The sequence below is a fragment of the Streptomyces sp. A0642 genome (genome assembly GCF_004795105.1).
In the GTDB taxonomy this organism is placed as follows: domain Bacteria; phylum Actinomycetota; class Actinomycetes; order Streptomycetales; family Streptomycetaceae; genus Streptomyces.
This window is the reverse complement of the sequence record NZ_SSBL01000015.1, coordinates 22,660-40,118: the sequence shown is the minus strand read 5'-3', so window position 1 is coordinate 40,118 and position 17,459 is coordinate 22,660. Positions and strand designations below refer to the sequence as shown.

Below are 17,459 nucleotides of genomic sequence, written 5' to 3'. Positions count from 1 at the left end.
TCAGCGGTTCTCCGGGCAGTCCGCCGTCTCCCGGCAGAGGTTCTCCTCGACCTTGGCGAGCAGCCGGGCCAGCTCCCTGCGTTCCCCGGCGTCCAGGCCCGCGAGCGTGTGCTCCTCCAGATTCGTCCAGGCCCCTTCCACCTGGGAGAGCAGCGCGCAGCTGTTGTCGGTGGCCTCGACCAGGACGGCCCTGCGGTCGGCCGGGTCGGGGCTGCGGCGCACATGGCCGGACTGCTCCAGGCGCTGGAGCATCTTGGTGACGGTGGAGGGGTCCAGATCGACCGCTTTGATCACCTCGGACTGCCGGACCGCCCCCGCGTCCCAGAGGTACATCATCAGGAACTCCTGCCCGGGGTAGAGGTCCGCCCCCTTGAGCAGTTTCCCGGCCGCGATCCGGTGGAGCCGGGCCACCCGTGACAGGGCATGGCTGACGGGGCCGCCGCGGGCGGCGCTGGGCAGCTCGGTACAGGCGGGATCGGAGGTCATCGGGGGCTCCTCGGGTGGTGCGGGGCGGCTCCGCGGCGGCCGGGCGCGGCTTCCCGGCAACTTTACCTTGGTCGGCCAACTAATACGCTACAGTGGCACGCGTCGCAGATGCTTGGCCGACCACATAGTTTTGATTGGCCGGCCACATACTTCCCTGGGGGCTTCTCATGACCACCGCATTCGACTCGCTCGACCTGGCCGGCACCCCGCTCGCCAACCGCATCGCACTGGCGCCGATGACGCGCAGCCGGGCCGGCGAGGGCGGCGTCCCGACGGAGCTGACGGCCGAGTACTACGCCCAGCGCGCCTCGGCGGGACTCCTCATCACCGAGGGCATCCAGCCGTCGGTCGTGGGCCAGGGCTACCCCAGTACCCCGGGACTGCACAGCGACGAGCAGATCGCCGGCTGGCGCAAGGTCACCGACGCCGTGCACGACAGGGGCGGCCGGATCTTCGCCCAGCTCATGCACACCGGCCGCATCGGCCACCCGGTCCTGCTGCCCGACGGACTCACCCCCGTCGGCGCCTCCCCGGTCGCCGCCACCGGACAGGTCTTCACCCACGTGGGCCCGAAGGACTTCGTCACCCCGCGCGAGCTGACCGGCCCCGAGATCCGGGAGACGATCGCCGACTTCGCCGCAGCGGCGCGGGCGGCGGTGGACGCAGGCTTCGACGGGGTGGAGCTGCACGGCGCCAACGGGTACCTGATCCACCAGTTCCTGGCGCCCAACACCAACCTGCGCACCGACGAGTGGGGCGGTTCCGTGGAGGGCCGGATACGGTTCGCCCTGGAGACCGTGCGTGCCGTCGCGGCCGAGATCGGAGGCGCCCGCACCGCCATCCGCCTCTCGCCCGGCAACCCGTACAACGACATCGACGAGCCCGCGCCCGAGGCCGCGTACAGCGCCCTCGTCCAGGCGATCGAGCCGCTCGGGCTCGCCTATCTGCACCTCCTGGAGAGCGCGGCCGGCACTCGGGAGCTGACCGAGTCCCTGCGCAAGCAGTTCGACGGAACCCTCATCCTCAACCCGGCGAGCGAGGGCCCCACCGGGCCCGACGCGCTCGCGCTGATCGAGGAGGGCGTCGCCGACGTCATCTCGTACGGGGTGCTGTTCCTGGCCAACCCGGACCTGCCCGAGCGGCTGCGTGCGGGCGGCCCGTTCAACGCCGCGGACGCCGCCACCTTCTACGGCGGCGACCACCGCGGCTACACCGACTACCCGACGCTCGGGGCGTGACGACGGTTCGGCCGCACCTGCCGGACCGGCCGGACCTGTCGGAATGACGGGAGCCACCGGAGCGGCCGGCCGCGGCGCACCCCCGTGCGCCGCGGTCAGGCCGATCCGCGACGGACCAGCTCGGTGGGCAGTATCACCGCGGCCGGGTCCTCCCCGCCGATCTGTGCCAGCAGCACCCGCACCATCTCGGAGCTGATCCGGTCCCACGGCTGACGGATCGTGGTCAGCGCCGGCCTGGAGGCGAGCGCCGCGGGGGAGTCGTCGAAGCCGCCCACCGCGACGTCCTGCGGCACCCTGCGCCCCGCCTTCTCCAGCGCCGCGAGCACGCCCTGCGCCATCAGGTCCGAGGCGACGAACACCGCGTCCACGTCCGGGGCCCGCTCCAGCAGCAGGCCGGCGGCCGCCTCGCCGCCGGCTCGGCTGTAGTCGCCCGGGACGATCAGCGCGTCGTCGGCGGGGAGCCCGCAGTCGGCCAGCATCTCGCGGTACCCCGCGAGCCGCTCCACCCCGCCGGGGGTGTCCAGGGGGCCGCTGACCGTACCGATCCGGCGGCGCCCCGACTCGTACAGGAAACGCACCATCTCCCGGGCGCCGTCCCGGTCGTCGGCCGCCACATAGCTGACCTTCGAGCCCTGGCCGAGCGGCTTCCCGCAGGCGACCAGGGGGACCCCGGCCTCGTGGAGCTGGGCGGCGACCGGGTCGCCCGAGTGGCTGGAGACCAGCAGGACGCCGTCGACATGGCCGGCGATGTACCGCATGTTCCGGCGGCGCTCGGCCTCCGTGCCCGCGATCATCAGCAGCAGCGGGATGTCGTGCGCGGCGAGCGCGCTCGTGCAGCCGCGCAGCAGCACGTTGAAGTTCGGGTCCTCGAAGAACCGCTCCTGAGGCTCGGTGAGCAGGAACGCCACCGAGTCGGAGCGGCCCGTGATCAGCGACCTGGCGTGCCGGTTGACCGTGTAACCGGTCTTGCGGATCGCGGAGTTGACCGCGTCCAGCGCGGCGGGGCTGACGTTGTGGCCGCCGTTGAGCACCCGGGAGACCGTGCCCCGGGAGACTCCGGCCTCCCGTGCCACGTCATGGATCGTCGGCGGCCGGCGGCGTCCCGTACCGGTCTGTTCTGTGCGGCTCATGGTGCGTGATCTTTCATCAAATGTCTTCCTGGCGGGGCCCGTCAGGACTTTACGGCCCCGGAGAGCAGGTCGAGGCTCCAGAACCGCTGGATGACCAGGAACAGGGCGATCAGCGGGACGATCGCGAGCAGTGCGCCCGTGATTACCAGCGTATAGAGGGCCGGAGTGCTGGACCCCTGCTGGAGCAGGGTGAACAGCCCCAGGGTGACCGGGAACTTCTCGTCGTCGCCGAGCATGATGTACGGCAGCAGGAAGTTGTTCCAGATCGCGACGAACTGGAAGAGGAAGACGGTCACCAGGCCCGGCAGCATCATCGGCAGCGCGATGGTCCGGAAGATCCGCCACTCGCCCCCGCCGTCCATCCGCCCGGCCTCGATCACGTCGCCCGGCACGGCGGCCGTCGCGTAGATCCGGGCGAGGTACACCCCGTACGGCGAGAGGATCACCGGCAGCATCACCGACAGATAGGAGTCGGTCAGGTCGGCCTTCGCCATCAGCAGGTACTGCGGCACGGCCAGGATCACCGGCGGCATCAGCACCCCGGCCAACAGGATGTTGAAGATGCTCTCCCTGCCGCGGAAACGGTAGACCGCCAGCGCGTAGCCCGAGACGGCGGAGACGCCCGTGGACAGCAGCGCGCCCACGCCGGCGTAGAGGGCCGAGTTGGCCATCCACTTCCAGTACACGCCGTCCCGGTACGCCGAGAGGTCGGCGACGTTGTCCGCGAAACCGGTGCCGGGCAGGAAGGTGAAGGTGGAGAACAGTTCGCTGCCGGACTTGGTCGAGGCGACCAGGATCCAGGCGACGGGGAGCAGGCAGTAGAGCGCGCCGAGCAGCAGGGCGGCGGTGGGCGCGAGGGCGAACCGGCGGGGGGCCGGGGGCAGGCGCCTGAGGTGCGGCGTGGTCACTGGGAGTCTCCCTGCTTCGTACGGGAGTTGGCCGCCTTGAGGAAGCCGAAGGACAGGGCCAGGGTGGCGGCGGCGATGATGACCGCCTGGGCGGCCGCCGCGTAGATGTCGTTGTTGACGAAGGCGTCCTGGTAGACCTTCATCAGCGGACTCCAGGTGGTGGAGAGGGAGTTGGTGAGCGGCTTCAGCGTCGTCGGCTCGCTGAACACCTGGAGGGTCGCGATGATCGAGAAGAAGAACGTCAGCACCAGGGACGGCGCCACCATCGGGATCTTGATCCGGAGCGCGATCTGCCACTGCGAGCAGCCGTCGAGCCGGGCGGCCTCGAAGACCTCGACCGGGATCGCCCGCAGCGCGGTGTAGATCACGATCATGTTGAAGCCGGTGCCGCCCCAGACCGCGATGTTGGCCAGGGCGAGGTAGAGCGGTCCGCCGTCGAGCAGATCGGGCTGCGGGAGCCCCGCCTTGTCCAGCAGGTAGTAGAACGGGCTGACGTCGGGCAGGTAGAGGAAGCCCCACATCAGGGCGGCGACGACGCCCGGGATCGCGTACGGGAGGAAGATCGCCAGCCGGCTGAACCCGCCCAGCCGGAGCCGTTCGGTGTCCAGGAGCAGGGCGAAGACGAGGGCAAGCCCCAGCATCACCGGGACGACGATCGCGCCGTAGCCGAGGATGCGCAGCGCGCCGTGGAGCAGTTCGGAGTCGGAGAACGCCTCGGTGTAGTTGGCGAACCCGGCCCAGATCTCCCGGCGGGCGCCCTTGCCGAGACCGAGGCCGCTGACCTCGGTCCGGCGGAAGCTCAGGTAGAGCGCGTAGCCGATGGGCAGGGCGAAGAAGAGCAGGAACAGCACGGTGGCGGGGATCAGGAAGGCGTACGGGGCGCTCTTGACCCCGTACGGCTTCCGGCGGCGTGCGCGTGTCACTCGGAGACTCCGAAGCCCTGCTTCTTCAGGTCGGAGACGGTGGCGTCCTGCATCGCGGTGAGCGCCGGTGCGAAGTCGGATTTGCTCTTGGCGGCCTGGGCGAAGTTGTCCTTGAAGGCGGTGTACGCGACGTTCACGTTCGGCCCCCAGGCGGCGGGGGCGGTGCCCCGGGCGATCTTCGCGGCCTCGGTGTAGAAGTCCGGCTGGTTGGAGAAGTAGGCCGGCGGCTTCGCCAGCGCGCCCCCGGTCTGGGCGGCCGTGGCCGCGGGGTAGATGCCGCTCTCCTTCACCAGTGCGGCGAGGGCGGCCGCGTCGGTGTTCAGCCACGTGGCGAAGGTGGCCGCGGCCTCCTTGTGCTTCGAGTCGTTGGTGACGGCGGTCGAGGAACCGCCCCAGCTGCCGGTGACGCTCTCGCCGGACTTCCACTGGGGGAGCGGAGCCATGGCCCACTTGCCCGCGGTGCCGGGCGCGGCGGTGGTCAGCGTGCCCGGCGCCCAGACGGCGCTGACCCAGGCGATCTGCTTGCCCGTGTCGAGCGCCTTGTTCCAGGCCGGGGTGTACATCGGCTGGTTGTCGATGGCGCCCTCCTTGACCAGGCCGCCCCAGAAGCTCGCGACCTTCCGCGTGGCCGGGTCGTCGATGGCGACCTTCCACTTGTCGCCGGAGGTGGTCCACCACTGGGCGCCGGCCTGCTGGGCCAGGCCCGCGAAGAGGCCGGAGTCGTTGGAGGAGAAGGTGGTGAGGTCCTTGTCCGGGGCCTTCTTCTTCAGCGCCCGGGCGGTCTCGGCGAACTCGTCCCAGGTCGTGGGCACGGACAGTCCGTACTGCTTGAAGAGGTCCTGGCGGTAGTAGAACATCAGCGGGCCGGAGTCCTGCGGCAGCGCGTACAGGGCGTCCGAGCCGAGCGTCGCCTGCTGCCAGACGCCGTCGGCGAACTCGCCCTTGGCGTCGCCCGCCTCCTTGGATATGTCGGCCAGCACGTCGTTGGAGACGAGGGTGGGGAGCGCCTGGTACTCGGCCTGGACCAGGTCGGGAGCCTTGTGCGCCTTCGCCGCGGTGATGATCTTGGTGACCAGGTCGTCGCCCGACGCCTGCTTCTTCACCGTGACCGTGATGCCGGCCTTCTTGCCCTCGCCCTTGTTCCAGATGTCCGCGACCTTGTCCAGGCCGGGGGCCCAGGCCCAGTAGGTGAGCGAGACGGGGCCGGAGGCGGCCGGGCCGTCGTCACCGTCGTCCGACGAGCCGCAGCCCGTGAGCAGTGCGGTGGCGGCGAGCGCGGCGGCCGTGGACGCCGCGACGATGCGGTACTTCATGGGTGTCTCCCCTGACGAGAAGCGAGGGTGCAGCGCTGATGTGCGCTGTGAGCGTTCACAGTAGAGAAACGAAACCGACACTTGTCAATGGTTGTTGCTGTGCGGTTATGTTGGCTCTGCGCCACCGAGAGGGTGTGTGCACGTTCCCAGAAGTTGTACCAAAGAGCCCAGGAGACGCCCATGCCGCACACCCCTCGCGCGACTGCCCCGCAGGGTCTGCACCAGCTGGCCTTCGGCGGCGACTACAACCCCGAGCAGTGGCCGGAGGAGGTCTGGCCCGAGGACATGCGCCTCATGCGGGAGGCCGGCGTCACCATGGTCAGCGTCGGGATCTTCTCCTGGGCGCTGCTGGAGCCCGAGCCCGACCGTTATGACTTCGGCTGGCTCGACCGGCTCCTGGACCTGCTGCACGCCCACGGCATCCGCGCCGACCTCGGCACCCCCACCGTCGTCCCGCCCGCCTGGTTCTACCGCGCCCACCCCGAGGCGCTGCCGGTCAGCCGGGACGGCGTCCGGTACGCCTTCGGCTCACGCGGCGCGATCTGCCACAGCAACCCCGACTACCGGGCCGCCGCGGCGAACATCACCGAACAGCTCGCCCGCCGGTACGCGGACCACCCGGCCCTCGCCCTGTGGCACGTCCACAACGAGTACGGCGTCCCGGTCAGCGCCTGCTACTGCGACAACTGCGCCGCGCACTTCCGCCGCTGGCTCGCCGCCCGCCACGGCAGCGTCGAGGCCGTCAACGAGGCCTGGGGCACGGCCTTCTGGGGCCAGCGCTACCGCGGCCTCGACGACATCGACCCGCCCCGCACCACGCCCACGGTCGGCAACCCGGCCCAGCAGCTGGACTACGCCCGCTTCGCCGACGCCACCATGCGCGAGAACTTCTGCGCCGAGCGCGACATCCTGCACCGGCTCGCCCCCGGCATCCCGGTGACCACCAACTTCATGACCGCGCTCAGCCAGTGCGACTCCGTGGACTACTGGGCCTGGGGACGGGAGGTCGACCTCGTCACCAACGACCACTACCTGATCACCGACGGCCGCCGCACCCACGTCAACCTCGCCATGGCCGCCGACCTCACCCGCTCGGTCGCGGGCGGCGCCCCCTGGCTGCTCCTCGAGCACTCCACCGGCGGCGTCAACTGGCAGCCCCGCAACCCCGCCAAGCGCCCGGGCGAAATGGCCCGCAACAGCCTCGCCCATGTCGCCCGCGGTTCCGAGGGCGCGATGTTCTTCCAGTGGAGGCAGTCCCTGCGCGGCGCGGAGAAGTTCCACTCGGCGATGCTCCCGCACGCCGGCACGGACTCCCGGATCTGGCGCGAGGTCACCCGTCTCGGCGCCGATCTCGGCCTGCTGCACGAGATCCGCACGACCCGGACCGTCGCCGACGTCGCCATGGTCTGGGACTGGCAGTCCTGGTGGGCGCAGTCCCTGGAGTGGCGTCCGAGCCAGGACCACGACGCCCGCGAGCGCGCCGACACCTTCTACGCCTCGCTCTTCGACCGGCACCTGACCGTCGACTTCGCCCACCCCGACGCCGACCTGTCCGGCTACCCCCTGGTCGTCGTCCCGGCCCTCTACCTCGCCACCGAGGAGACCGGCCGCAACCTGCGCCGGTACGTGGAGGGCGGCGGCACGCTCGTCGTCTCGTACTTCTCCGGCATCGTCGACGCCCACGACGCCGTCCACCCCGGGCCCTACCCGGGCGCGCTCAGGGACGTACTGGGCCTGACGGTCGAGGAGTTCTCCCCGCTCGCCGAGGACGGCGTGGTCCGCCTGATCACCCCCGAGGGCGCCCCCGAGGGCCCCGAGCTCACCGGTGACCTGTGGTCGGACGTGGTGATCCCGCGCGGCGCCGAGACCATGTGGTCCTACGCCGACGGCCTCGCGGCCGGCCGCCCCGCCGTCACCCGCCACCGCCTCGGCGAGGGCACCGCCTGGTACGTCTCCACCCGGCTGAGCGGCGCCGACCTGGACGCCGTGCTCGACCGGGCCTGCGAGGACGCCCGCGTCGCCCCCCGCACCGGCCTCCCGTACGACGTCGAGGCCGTCACCCGCACCGGCGACAGCGGCACGTACCTCTTCGTGATCAACCACACCGGGGGCGAGGCCAAGGTGCCGCTCGACGCCCCCGGCACCGAACTCCTCACCGGAGAACCGGCCACGGGCCACCTCGCCGTCCCGGCGGGTTCCGTCCGCGTGGTCCGCCTCGACGGCTGAGGACGCACGACCGCATCCCCTCCACGCAATTCCGCGCACGGTCGAAGGGACATCGACGATGTACGCAACGACGCACGGCAGGAAGAGAGCGGCGGTGCTGGCCGCCTCGCTCTCCGGCCTGCTGCTGGCCGCACTCCCCGCAATGCCCGCACACGCGGCCGCGGCCGCCACCACGCCCGTCAACACCGGCTTCGAGTCCGGCACGACCGGCTGGTCGACCTACTCGGCCGGCGGCCAGAACGCCGCCTCCTTCACCGAGGCGGGCGGCCACGGCGGCAGCACCCGGCTCAGCCACTGGTCCGCCTCCGCCTACAAGGTGGAGACGTACCAGTACCTCACTGGCCTCACCGACGGCACGTACACGCTGAGCGCCTGGGTCAGGTCGGGCGGCGGCCAGAACTCCGCGTACATCGCCCTGCGCAACTGCGGCAGCGCCGAACAGCGCACCGACCTGCCGCCCACCGCGAACGGCGCGTGGATCCGCCTGGTCACCTCGGTCAAGGTCACCGGCGGCTCCTGCACCCTCAGCCTGAACTCGGACGCCCACGCGGGGGAGTGGGCCAACTTCGACGACATCGCCTTCACCAAGGGGACCACCGGCCTGAGCGTCAGGGGAGGAGACCTCTCCACCCTCCCGAAGAACGAGGCGCACGGCGCGGTCTACCGCGGTGCGAGCGGCGCCACGGGCGACGCGGTGGGTCTCCTGAAGTCCGCCGGCATGAACTACGTCCGTCTCAAGGTGTGGGTGAACCCGGCCGACGGCTACAACGACAAGACCCACGTCCTGGCCATGGCCAAGCGCGCCAAGGCCCTCGGCATGAAGACGCTCATCGACTTCCACTACTCCGACGCCTGGGCCGACCCGGGCAAGCAGAACAAGCCCGCGGCCTGGTCCGGACACGGCTACGCGCAGCTGAAGAAGGACGTCTACGACCACACGTACGACGTGCTGGGCGCGCTCAAGGCCCAGGGCACCACCGCCGACATGGTCCAGATAGGCAACGAGATCAACGCCGGAATGCTCTGGCCCGAAGGGTCCACCGACAACTGGACCCAGCTCGCCGGTCTCCTCACCTCCGGCGCGAACGCGGCGAAGGCCGTCTCCTCCGGCACGAAGGTGGCCCTGCACCTCGCCAAGGGAGGCGACAACGCCGGCACACGCTGGTGGTTCGACAACGCGGTGGCGCAGAAAGTGCCGTTCGACGTCATCGCCCTCTCGTACTACGGCTACTGGCACGGCCCGCTGAGCGACCTCCAGACCAACCTCGACGACGCCGCCTCCCGGTACGGGAAGCCGGTGCTGGTCGCCGAGACGGCCTACGCCCACACCCTCGCGGACGCCGACGGCCTGGAGAACAACATCGCCACGGCCGGCCAGCTCGTCTCCGGCTACCCGGCCACCCCGGCCGGTCAGGCGGCCAACCTGCGTGACGTGATGAACGTCGTCGAGGCCGTCCCCGGCGGCCGGGGACTGGGCGCCGTCTACTGGGAGCCGGCCTGGACCGCGGTCAGCGGCAGCGGCTGGGACCCCGCCGACCCGTCCTCCGGCAACGCCTGGGAGAACCAGGCGCTGTTCGGCTACGACACGAAGCTGCTCCCGGCAGCGAACTGGTTCTCCCACCGCTAGGGCGTGTTTCGAAAGGCCCGCCTGCTCGGCGACGCCTAGCACTTCCCCGAGCTCTCGGCTTCGCTCGAGCAGGGGAGACCCCATTGCTCGCCGCGTTGTCGGGGTCGCCCCGATACAGCCAGTATCGGGGCGACCCTCCGCCTTGCGATCGCACGCACCAGACGCCGCCGAGCCCGCCCTCCGGGCGGACGGCGCTACTTTCGAAACACGCCCTAGCAGCCCGGACCAGGGACTTTCCGCTGCTGTCCCGCGGCGCCGCGGGACAGCACCGCACCAGCCCTAAGGCTGCGGGGTCCCCTCCAGCGGGGCCCCGTGCCACTTCCACGAGGTCACGCGCTCGCGGCCCGGCAGATCCGCGCGGCCGGTGGACCAGAGCAGGACGGTCCACCGGTCCTCGGCGTCCGGGGCGTCGGGGAAGAGCCGGGCGAGGACCCGGTCGCAGAGGTCGTTCGGCGGGGCCCAGTCGAGCGCGAGGCCGGCGGCGACGTCGTGGGTGTGGACCAGGGTCTCCACGATGCCCATCGCGGCGAAGCCTTCCGGGTCCGAGACGCCGTAGGAGTGGAAGGACCGGGTGCCGGGCGAGGCCGTCCGCACCATCGCGGACAGCAGGGCGCCGCTCGCCTCCAGGGTCCGGAGCAGTCCGGCGGGACCCGCCTCCGGGTTCGCGAAGATCGCGTTCCAGGGGCCGCCCTCGCGTTCCGGCGCCCAGCGGTAGGGGACCTCGCCCTCCAGCGAGGGCGTACGCGGGCCGAGCTGGACCGCGTACGCGAACAGGTCGTCGCTCAGGTGCTCCACGGTCTCCCAGCAGTCCCAGGAGAGCGATCCCGCCGGAATGTGCCAGTCGTCGGCCGGCGACTGCCCGAGCGTGTCCACCGCCAGCCGCACCGCCGACGTCACGTCGTCCGCGGTGACGGGGAGCCGCGTCCCGGACAGCCGGGCCCGCTCGCCCGCACTGCACTCCACACAGAACTCGTTGCCCTCCGGGTCGGCCAGGGTCACCCAGCCCCGCCCGTTCGGCCTGCGGTGGTCGCCGACCAGCGTGGCGCCGAGGGCCAGGAGCCGCTCGACCTCCTCGTCGCGGGTGCGGTCGTCCGGCTGGATGTCGAGGTGGACGCGGTTCTTGGAGCGCTTGGGTTCCGGCACGGTGACGAAGAGGAGCGCGGCGCCCGGGGTCTCGACCAGCGCCTCGGGGTCACCGGGGAAGTCGTCCTCGGCGAGACAGACGCCCAGGACCCCGGCCCAGAACGTGCCGAGCTCGTAGGCGTCGGCGCAGTCGACGGTGACGTGGTGTACGTGTGAAGTCATGGGGTCACCTTCTCCGCTGCCCCGCGCCGGGGTCCAGCGAGTTGAACGCGGAGGGGCGGGACGCGCTGATGCGTCCCGCCCCTCCGGCCGTTCGTACGCCCCTACTTCACCGGCGTGAAGTCACGCGCCCCGATGAACTCCGGGCGGCGGATCGGAGCCGCGAACGGCTCCTGCGCCGTGTTCTCCACGCTGTTGAACACGATGAAGACGTTGCTGCGCGGGTACGGGGTGATGTTGTCGCCCGACCCGTGCATCGCGTTGCAGTCGAACCAGGTCGCCGAACCGGCCCTGCCCGTGAAGAGCCTGATGCCGTGCCGGTCGGCCATCTTCGTCAGCGCCTCGTCGGACGGGGTGCCGGCGTCCTGCATCTGCAGGGACTTCTTGTAGTTGTCCTTCGGCGTCTCGCCCGCGCAGCCGAGGAACGACTTGTGCGAACCGGGCATGATCATCAGCCCGCCGTTGGTGTCGTAGTTCTCGGTCAGCGCGATCGACACGGACACGGTCCGCATGTTCGGCAGACCGTCCTCGGCGTGCCAGGTCTCGAAGTCCGAGTGCCAGTAGAAGCCCGAGGCCCCGAATCCGGGCTTCACGTTGATCCGCGACTGGTGGACGTACACGTCCGAGCCCAGGATCTGACGGGCCCTGCCCACCACGCGCTCGTCCCTGACGAGCCGGGCGAAGACCTCGCTCAGCCGGTGGACCTCGAAGACCGACCGTACGGAGTCCGACTTCGGCTCGATGATCGAGCGTTCGTCGGCCCGCACCGCCGGATCGGCGATCAGCCGCTCCAGCTCGGCGTGGTACCCGGCCACCTCGTCCGGGGTGAGCAGCTGGTCGACGGTGAGGAAGCCGTCGCGTTCGAAGCCCTGGAGGTCCTTGGCGGAGACCGGACCCGGTGCGCCCGGCGCGGACCAGATGACCGGGTCCTGGCGGGGAGTGGTCATCTCGGCGGCGCCGCGCGAGGGGTACAGGTCGGCGCGTACATCGGTGGTCATGGTTCAGCCCTCCTCGGTCAGCAGTGGGTAGACACCGTTCTCGTCGTGGTCCTCCCGTCCGGTGACGGGGGGGTTGAAGACGCAGACACAGCGGAAGTCCGTCTTGGGACGCAGCGTGTGGTGCTCGTGGCCGTCCAGCAGGTACATCGTGCCGGGGGAGATCCAGTGCTTCTCGCCGGTCTCGTCGTTGGTGAGCTCGGCCTCGCCCTCGGTGCACAGCACGGCCTCGATGTGGTTGGCGTACCACATCGACGTCTCCGTGCCCGCGTACAGCACGGTCTCGTGGAGGGAGAAGCCGACCTTCTCCTTGGCGAGCACGATGCGCTTGCTCTCCCAGGTCCCGGAGGCGGCCTTCACATGCCGGTCGGTGTTCTCGATGTCACTGAACGATCGGACGATCACGGGGGGTCGGTGCCTTTCTCTCTGCAACGGTGTGACGTGGCGGGGCCGTACGGGACGGCCCCGGGTCCGAGGCGGTCGGGCGGCCTCGGGCCCCCGACCGCCTCTCAGGCGGTCTCGCGGACGGAGCGGGCCAGCGTGCGCAGGCCCTCGTCCAGCTCCTCGTGGGTGATGGTCAGCGGCGGCAGCAGCTTGACGACCTCGCTCTGCGGGCCGGAGGTCTCCAGCAGCAGCCCCAGCTCGAACGCGCGGGCGCAGACCGCGGAGGCGCGCGCCGGGTCGTCGAACTCCAGGCCCCAGACCAGTCCGCGGCCGCGGAACCGGGCGCTGTCGTGCTCGCCGCAGATGGCCAGCAGGGTCTGCTCGATCTGCTCGCCGCGGGCCAGCGTCTGCTTCTCCATCTGGCCGTCCGCCCAGTAGGCGTCGAGCGCGGCGGCCGCGGTGACGAACGCCGGGTTGTTGCCGCGGAAGGTCCCGTTGTGCTCGCCGGGCTCCCAGATGTCCAGCTCGGGCTTGAACAGGCAGAGGGACATGGGCAGTCCGTAGCCGCTGATGGACTTCGACAGCGTCACGATGTCCGGCGTGATGCCGGCCTCCTCGAAGGAGAAGAAGCCGCCGGTCCGGCCGCAGCCCATCTGGATGTCGTCGACGATCAGGAGCATGTCCTGGCGGTGGCACAGCTCCTGGAGCGCGCGCAGCCACTCGGCGCGGGCGACGTTGATGCCGCCCTCGCCCTGCACGGTCTCCACGATCACCGCGGCGGGCTTGTTGAGCCCGGAACCCTGGTCCTCCAGGAGCCGCTCGAACCAGAGGAAGTCGGGGACCTGGCCGTCGAAGTAGTTGTCGAACGGCATCGGTGTGCCGTGCACCAGCGGGATGCCGGCCCCGGCCCGCTTGAAGGCGTTGCCGGTGACGGCGAGCGAGCCGAGCGACATGCCGTGGAAGGCGTTGGTGAACGAGACCACGGACTCGCGGCCCTTGACCTTGCGGGCCAGTTTCAGCGCCGACTCGACGGCGTTGGTGCCGGTCGGGCCGGGGAACATGACCTTGTACGGCAGGTCGCGCGGGCGCAGGATCACGTTCTGGAAGGTCTCAAGGAACGCGCGTTTGGCGGTCGTCGCCATGTCGAGGCCGTGGGTGATGCCGTCGCGCTCGATGTAGTCGATCAGCGCGCGCTTCAGCACCGGGTTGTTGTGGCCGTAGTTGAGCGAGCCGGCTCCGGCGAAGAAGTCGAGGTACGTGTGGCCGTCCTCGTCGGTCAGCCGGGCGCCCTGTGCCCGGTCGAAGACGGCGGGCCAGCCGCGGCAGTAGCTTCGTACCTCGGACTCGAGGGTCTCGAAGACGCTGAGGGCGGGCGGGGTGATGGTCACAGCGGGTCTCCTGCGTGAGGGGGGTTGTGACGGGCGGCGTAGAAGGTCGTGACGGCGACGGGCCGTGCCCGCCGGACGGCATGCCGGCGGGCGGGCCCGCCGGAGGGCGGGCGGGGCCCGGAGGACTGCCGGTCAGGCGTGGAACGGGCCGATGCGGTAGAGCACTTCCGGCAGATGGGTGCCCTCGGGGAACAGGCCGCCGTCGAAGAGCACCTCGCGCTCCAGTGCCACGTCGTGGCGCTGCGCGTAGGAGGTGAACAGACGGTCCGACGCCGCGTTGTCCGGGGTGATGGTCGTCTCGACCGAGGCGAGGCCCTGCTCCGCGGCGACGCGGGCGGTCAGGGCGTCCAGCAGCTTGGCGGCCAGGCCGGTACCGCGATGGCCGTGGTCGACGGCCACCTGCCAGACGACGAGCGTCTCGGGGCGGTCGGGCCTGATGTACCCCGTCACGAAGGCGACCGGGGAGCCGGTCTCGTCGCGGGCGACCACGGAGGTCGCCGCGAAGTCACGGCACCACAGCAGGTAGCTGTACGAGGAGTTGAGGTCCAGGACCTCGGAATCGCGGGCGATACGCCAGATCGCGGCTCCGTCCTCCACTCGGGGGGTGTCGATGGTGAGGAATTCGCTTCGGGCACGTGCAAAGTCTGCTGGTGCGGCGGTCATGCGAATTGAATTTACCCAGCAAATTTCTAAATTGCATCGGCCCAGAGGGTTGGGCGGACTGGAGGTCTGTGTTATCGCGCGCGCATGCGTCCGAGCACGAAACCGCTCCGTTTTCATCCGATTTGGATGGTATTTATCCGGCATAACACCCCCAGGTGTGGAGTCGGTCACAAGGATGTAACTCTCACGCGACGCAACCGAATTGCGGAGTTCGAGCACCCTCGAAACTGAGGTGTTTAGCCGTCGGGAATCCGGGCAAAAGAATGCGGGGAGCTGCCCTGGATAAAGCCGCTCCCCGCATGTGTGGATGACGCCGGAATTTATGCGCCGGTCCAGGTTTCCGAAACGGCCTTCCGGGCAGCCTCGAGATCGACCTGCAGGCCGTCGTCGGCCAGCGCCGCCCCCAGAGCCGTGAGCGAGGAGAGCACCGCGCCCCGCGTCGCGTCCACCCCGTAGTGATTGACCCGGATCATCTCCTTGGAAAGCGCCCCGCCTCCCGCGATCAGCGGCAGCGACGGGTCGGCCGCCAGCGCACGCGCCACCAGGTCCGCCGCGTCCACGCCGTCCGGCGTCCGCAGCGTGGTCGCCACGGGCGCGGCGTCCCGCGCCTCGTGCACGTACGGCGTCAGACCGCCTCCCAGCGCCACCGCACCGGCCCGGGTGGCCGCGGCCGCGGTGGAGTGACGGGCCATCAGCGCGTCCATTCCCTCCGCCTCGATCCGCTCCACGCAGGCCTCCAGGGCCAGCATCTCCAGCTGGGCCGGGGCGTGCAGCAGGGCCCGGCGGCCGCCGTCGATCCAGCGCTCCTTCCAGTCCAGCAGGGAGAGGTAGGAGCGGCGAGGGGCCTGCGGGTTGGCGGCGATCCGCTCCCAGGCACGTGCGCTCACCGACACCGCGGACACCCCGGCCGGACCGCCCATCGCCTTCTGCGCCCCGATCACGCACAGGTCGACGCCCCATGCGTCGGGGAGCAGCGGCTCGGCGCCCACCGAGGCCACGGCGTCCAGCATGAACAGGGCCCCGTGCGCCCGGACGACCTCGCCGATCCCGGCGACCGGGTTGGTGTTGCCCGTGGCCGCCTCCGCGTGCACCAGCGACACGAAGTCGATCTCCGGGTGAGCGGCCAGCGCCTCGGCGACCTGGCCGGCGGTGACGGCCGTGTGGAAGGGCACCGCGAGATCGATGACCTCGGCGCCGCAGTCGCGCAGCCAGTTGCCGAACGTCTCCCCGTACGGCCCCGTGACGATGTTCAGCGCCGTCGAACCGGGCCGGGCGCCGCCTCTGATGCAGCCTTCGAGGGGCAGGAGCGCCTCGCCCTGCATGATGACGACGTCCTGCTCGGTGGCGAGGAGACCGGCCACCCGCCGCTCGATCGCCGCGAAGTGCGCGGCGGTGAGCGGGGTGAGGTCGAGGAAGGGGTGCGTCACGGTGGTGCTCTCTTCGGGATCGGATCGGTGTGCGGCCGGGCCTGCGGGCGGGGCCTGCACCGAGGGTACCGAGCCGTGCGCGGACGGCCCGGGCCGTGTCCGCCGGACCGGCAAGGACCTCTCCGTCCGCCTGCTCCGGATGCTTCCGCCGGACCGGCTGGGCCCGTGCGCCGGACTGTCCGGGACGCCTCCGTCCGCCTGCCCCGAATGCTTCCGCCGGGCCGTCCGGGATGCTTGCACCGGGCCGTCCCGGATGCCTCCGCCGGACCGTCCCGGGCGGGGCGGGGCGCGCGGCGCGCGGGCTCGTACAGTGCTGTGCATGAGCGATCACGAGGCGCCGCGGGTGCTGCAGGTGAAGGGGCGGGTGCTCGTCGGACCCGAGGAGGTCAGGGACGAGCTCTGGGCGGTCGACGGACGGGTGACGTACGAGCGGCCCCCCGGCGCGGACGACGCGGTCGTCGTCACCGGCTGGGCCCTGCCCGGACTGGTCGACGCCCACTGCCACGTCGGGCTCGACCACCACGGCGCCGTGGACGTGGCGACCACGGAGAAGCAGGCACTGGACGACCGCGAGGCCGGCGCGCTGCTCCTGCGGGACGCCGGCTCGCCCGCCGACACGCGGTGGATCGACGACCGTGAGGACCTCCCGAAGATCATCAGGGCCGGCCGGCACATCGCCAGGACCCGCCGCTACACCAGGAACTACGCGTACGAGATCGAGCCGGACGAACTGGTGGCGTACGTCGCGCAGGAGGCGCGCCGCGGGGACGGCTGGGTGAAGCTCGTCGGCGACTGGATCGACCGCGAGGTGGGCGACCTGACCGCCTGCTGGCCGCGCGAGGCCGTCACGGCGGCCATCGCCGAGGCGCACCGGCTGGGGGCCCGGGTCACCGCCCACTGCTTCGCCGAGGACTCCCTCCGGGATCTCGTCGAGGCCGGCATCGACTGCATCGAGCACGCCACCGGGCTGACCGAGGAGACCGTCCCGCTCTTCGCCGAGCGCGGCGTCGCGATCGTCCCCACCCTGGTCAACATCGCCACCTTCCCCTCGCTCGCGAAGGGCGGCGACGCCAAGTACCCCCGCTGGTCGGCCCACATGCGCCGACTGCACGAACGCCGTTACGACACCGTGCGCTCCGCGTACGACGCGGGGGTGCCGGTGTTCGTCGGCACCGACGCCGGCGGGGTCCTCGCCCACGGCCTGGTGGCCGACGAGGTCGCGGAGCTCGTCAAGGCGGGCATCCCCGCGCTGGAGGCGCTGTCCGCGACGACGTGGGCCGCCCGCGCCTGGCTCGGCCGGCCGGGGCTGGAGGAGGGCGCACCGGCCGACCTGGTGGTGTACGACGAGGACCCGCGGGCGGACGTGCGCGTGCTGGCGGCGCCGCGGCGGATCGTCCTCGACGGGCGCGTGATCCGCTGAGTTCTCCGGTCCGGGGCCGGGCGGGCCCG

General features: G+C 71.1%; 15 protein-coding genes. 4 read left to right on the top strand and 11 right to left on the bottom strand.

The window, feature by feature from the left end; genetic code table 11:
• A complete protein-coding gene (locus tag E6R60_RS23385; RefSeq protein ID WP_136328588.1) occupies nt 1–486 on the bottom strand; it encodes a MarR family winged helix-turn-helix transcriptional regulator in 486 nt (161 codons plus the stop codon).
• Nucleotides 487–653: 167 nt separating this feature from the next.
• On the opposite strand from E6R60_RS23385, the gene E6R60_RS23380 reads away from it, so the two are divergent.
• Nucleotides 654–1,724 (top strand): alkene reductase, encoded by a 1,071-nt coding sequence (locus tag E6R60_RS23380; protein ID WP_136328587.1) that lies wholly within the window; start codon nt 654–656, stop codon nt 1,722–1,724.
• A gap of 95 nt (nt 1,725–1,819) precedes the next feature.
• Here E6R60_RS23380 and E6R60_RS23375 read toward each other — a convergent pair whose 3' ends face one another.
• The 4 genes from E6R60_RS23375 to E6R60_RS23360 are packed head-to-tail and all read right to left on the bottom strand — an operon-like array spanning nt 1,820 to nt 5,998.
• Nucleotides 1,820–2,854: a LacI family DNA-binding transcriptional regulator gene (locus tag E6R60_RS23375; RefSeq protein WP_136328586.1), complete on the bottom strand. Its 1,035-nt coding sequence runs from the start codon at nt 2,852–2,854 to the stop codon at nt 1,820–1,822.
• 41 nt (nt 2,855–2,895) lie between these two features.
• Nucleotides 2,896–3,738 (bottom strand): carbohydrate ABC transporter permease, encoded by an 843-nt coding sequence (locus tag E6R60_RS23370; protein WP_240802658.1) that lies wholly within the window; start codon nt 3,736–3,738, stop codon nt 2,896–2,898.
• A 20-nt stretch (nt 3,739–3,758) separates the two neighbouring features.
• Nucleotides 3,759–4,685 (bottom strand): sugar ABC transporter permease, encoded by a 927-nt coding sequence (locus tag E6R60_RS23365; RefSeq protein ID WP_136328584.1) that lies wholly within the window; start codon nt 4,683–4,685, stop codon nt 3,759–3,761.
• Complete coding sequence (locus E6R60_RS23360) at nt 4,682–5,998, bottom strand: extracellular solute-binding protein (protein ID WP_136328583.1); 1,317 nt, start codon at nt 5,996–5,998, stop codon at nt 4,682–4,684. Before E6R60_RS23360 ends, E6R60_RS23365 begins: the two co-directional genes overlap by 4 nt.
• Nucleotides 5,999–6,178: 180 nt before the next feature.
• Here E6R60_RS23360 and E6R60_RS23355 point away from each other — a divergent pair, with 180 nt between their 5' ends.
• Both E6R60_RS23355 and E6R60_RS23350 read left to right on the top strand, forming a co-directional pair.
• Entirely contained in the window at nt 6,179–8,224 is a 2,046-nt protein-coding gene (locus tag E6R60_RS23355; RefSeq protein ID WP_136328582.1) for a beta-galactosidase, read from the top strand.
• Nucleotides 8,225–8,282: 58 nt separating this feature from the next.
• Nucleotides 8,283–9,851, top strand: coding sequence for an arabinogalactan endo-1,4-beta-galactosidase (locus tag E6R60_RS23350; protein ID WP_136328581.1), 1,569 nt, complete (start codon nt 8,283–8,285; stop codon nt 9,849–9,851).
• A gap of 279 nt (nt 9,852–10,130) precedes the next feature.
• Here E6R60_RS23350 and E6R60_RS23345 read toward each other — a convergent pair whose 3' ends face one another.
• The 6 genes from E6R60_RS23345 to E6R60_RS23320 all read right to left on the bottom strand — a co-directional run bounded on the left by E6R60_RS23345 (nt 10,131) and on the right by E6R60_RS23320 (nt 16,010).
• The gene (locus tag E6R60_RS23345) at nt 10,131–11,156 is read right to left on the bottom strand and encodes a VOC family protein (RefSeq protein WP_136328580.1); all 1,026 of its coding nucleotides are present in this window, start codon (nt 11,154–11,156) and stop codon (nt 10,131–10,133) included.
• 101 nt (nt 11,157–11,257) lie between these two features.
• Nucleotides 11,258–12,151, bottom strand: coding sequence for an ectoine hydroxylase (thpD, locus tag E6R60_RS23340; RefSeq protein WP_136328579.1), 894 nt, complete (start codon nt 12,149–12,151; stop codon nt 11,258–11,260).
• Nucleotides 12,152–12,154: 3 nt separating this feature from the next.
• Nucleotides 12,155–12,553: an ectoine synthase gene (locus E6R60_RS23335; RefSeq protein ID WP_136328578.1), complete on the bottom strand. Its 399-nt coding sequence runs from the start codon at nt 12,551–12,553 to the stop codon at nt 12,155–12,157.
• Nucleotides 12,554–12,657: 104 nt separating this feature from the next.
• Nucleotides 12,658–13,920 carry a diaminobutyrate--2-oxoglutarate transaminase gene (gene ectB, locus E6R60_RS23330; RefSeq protein ID WP_136328577.1) on the bottom strand — a complete coding sequence of 421 codons (1,263 nt, stop codon included), beginning with the start codon at nt 13,918–13,920 and terminating at the stop codon, nt 12,658–12,660.
• Between the two features lie 132 nt (nt 13,921–14,052).
• On the bottom strand, nt 14,053–14,583 hold the full coding sequence (gene ectA, locus E6R60_RS23325; RefSeq protein WP_276614010.1) for a diaminobutyrate acetyltransferase: 531 nt from the start codon (nt 14,581–14,583) through the stop codon (nt 14,053–14,055).
• Nucleotides 14,584–14,903: 320 nt separating this feature from the next.
• Nucleotides 14,904–16,010 carry an aminotransferase class V-fold PLP-dependent enzyme gene (locus E6R60_RS23320; protein WP_136328576.1) on the bottom strand — a complete coding sequence of 369 codons (1,107 nt, stop codon included), beginning with the start codon at nt 16,008–16,010 and terminating at the stop codon, nt 14,904–14,906.
• 319 nt (nt 16,011–16,329) lie between these two features.
• On the opposite strand from E6R60_RS23320, the gene E6R60_RS23315 reads away from it, so the two are divergent.
• Nucleotides 16,330–17,430, top strand: a complete 1,101-nt coding sequence (locus E6R60_RS23315; protein ID WP_136328575.1) for an amidohydrolase family protein — start codon at nt 16,330–16,332, stop codon at nt 17,428–17,430.
• The last annotated feature ends 29 nt before the right edge of the window (nt 17,431–17,459 follow it).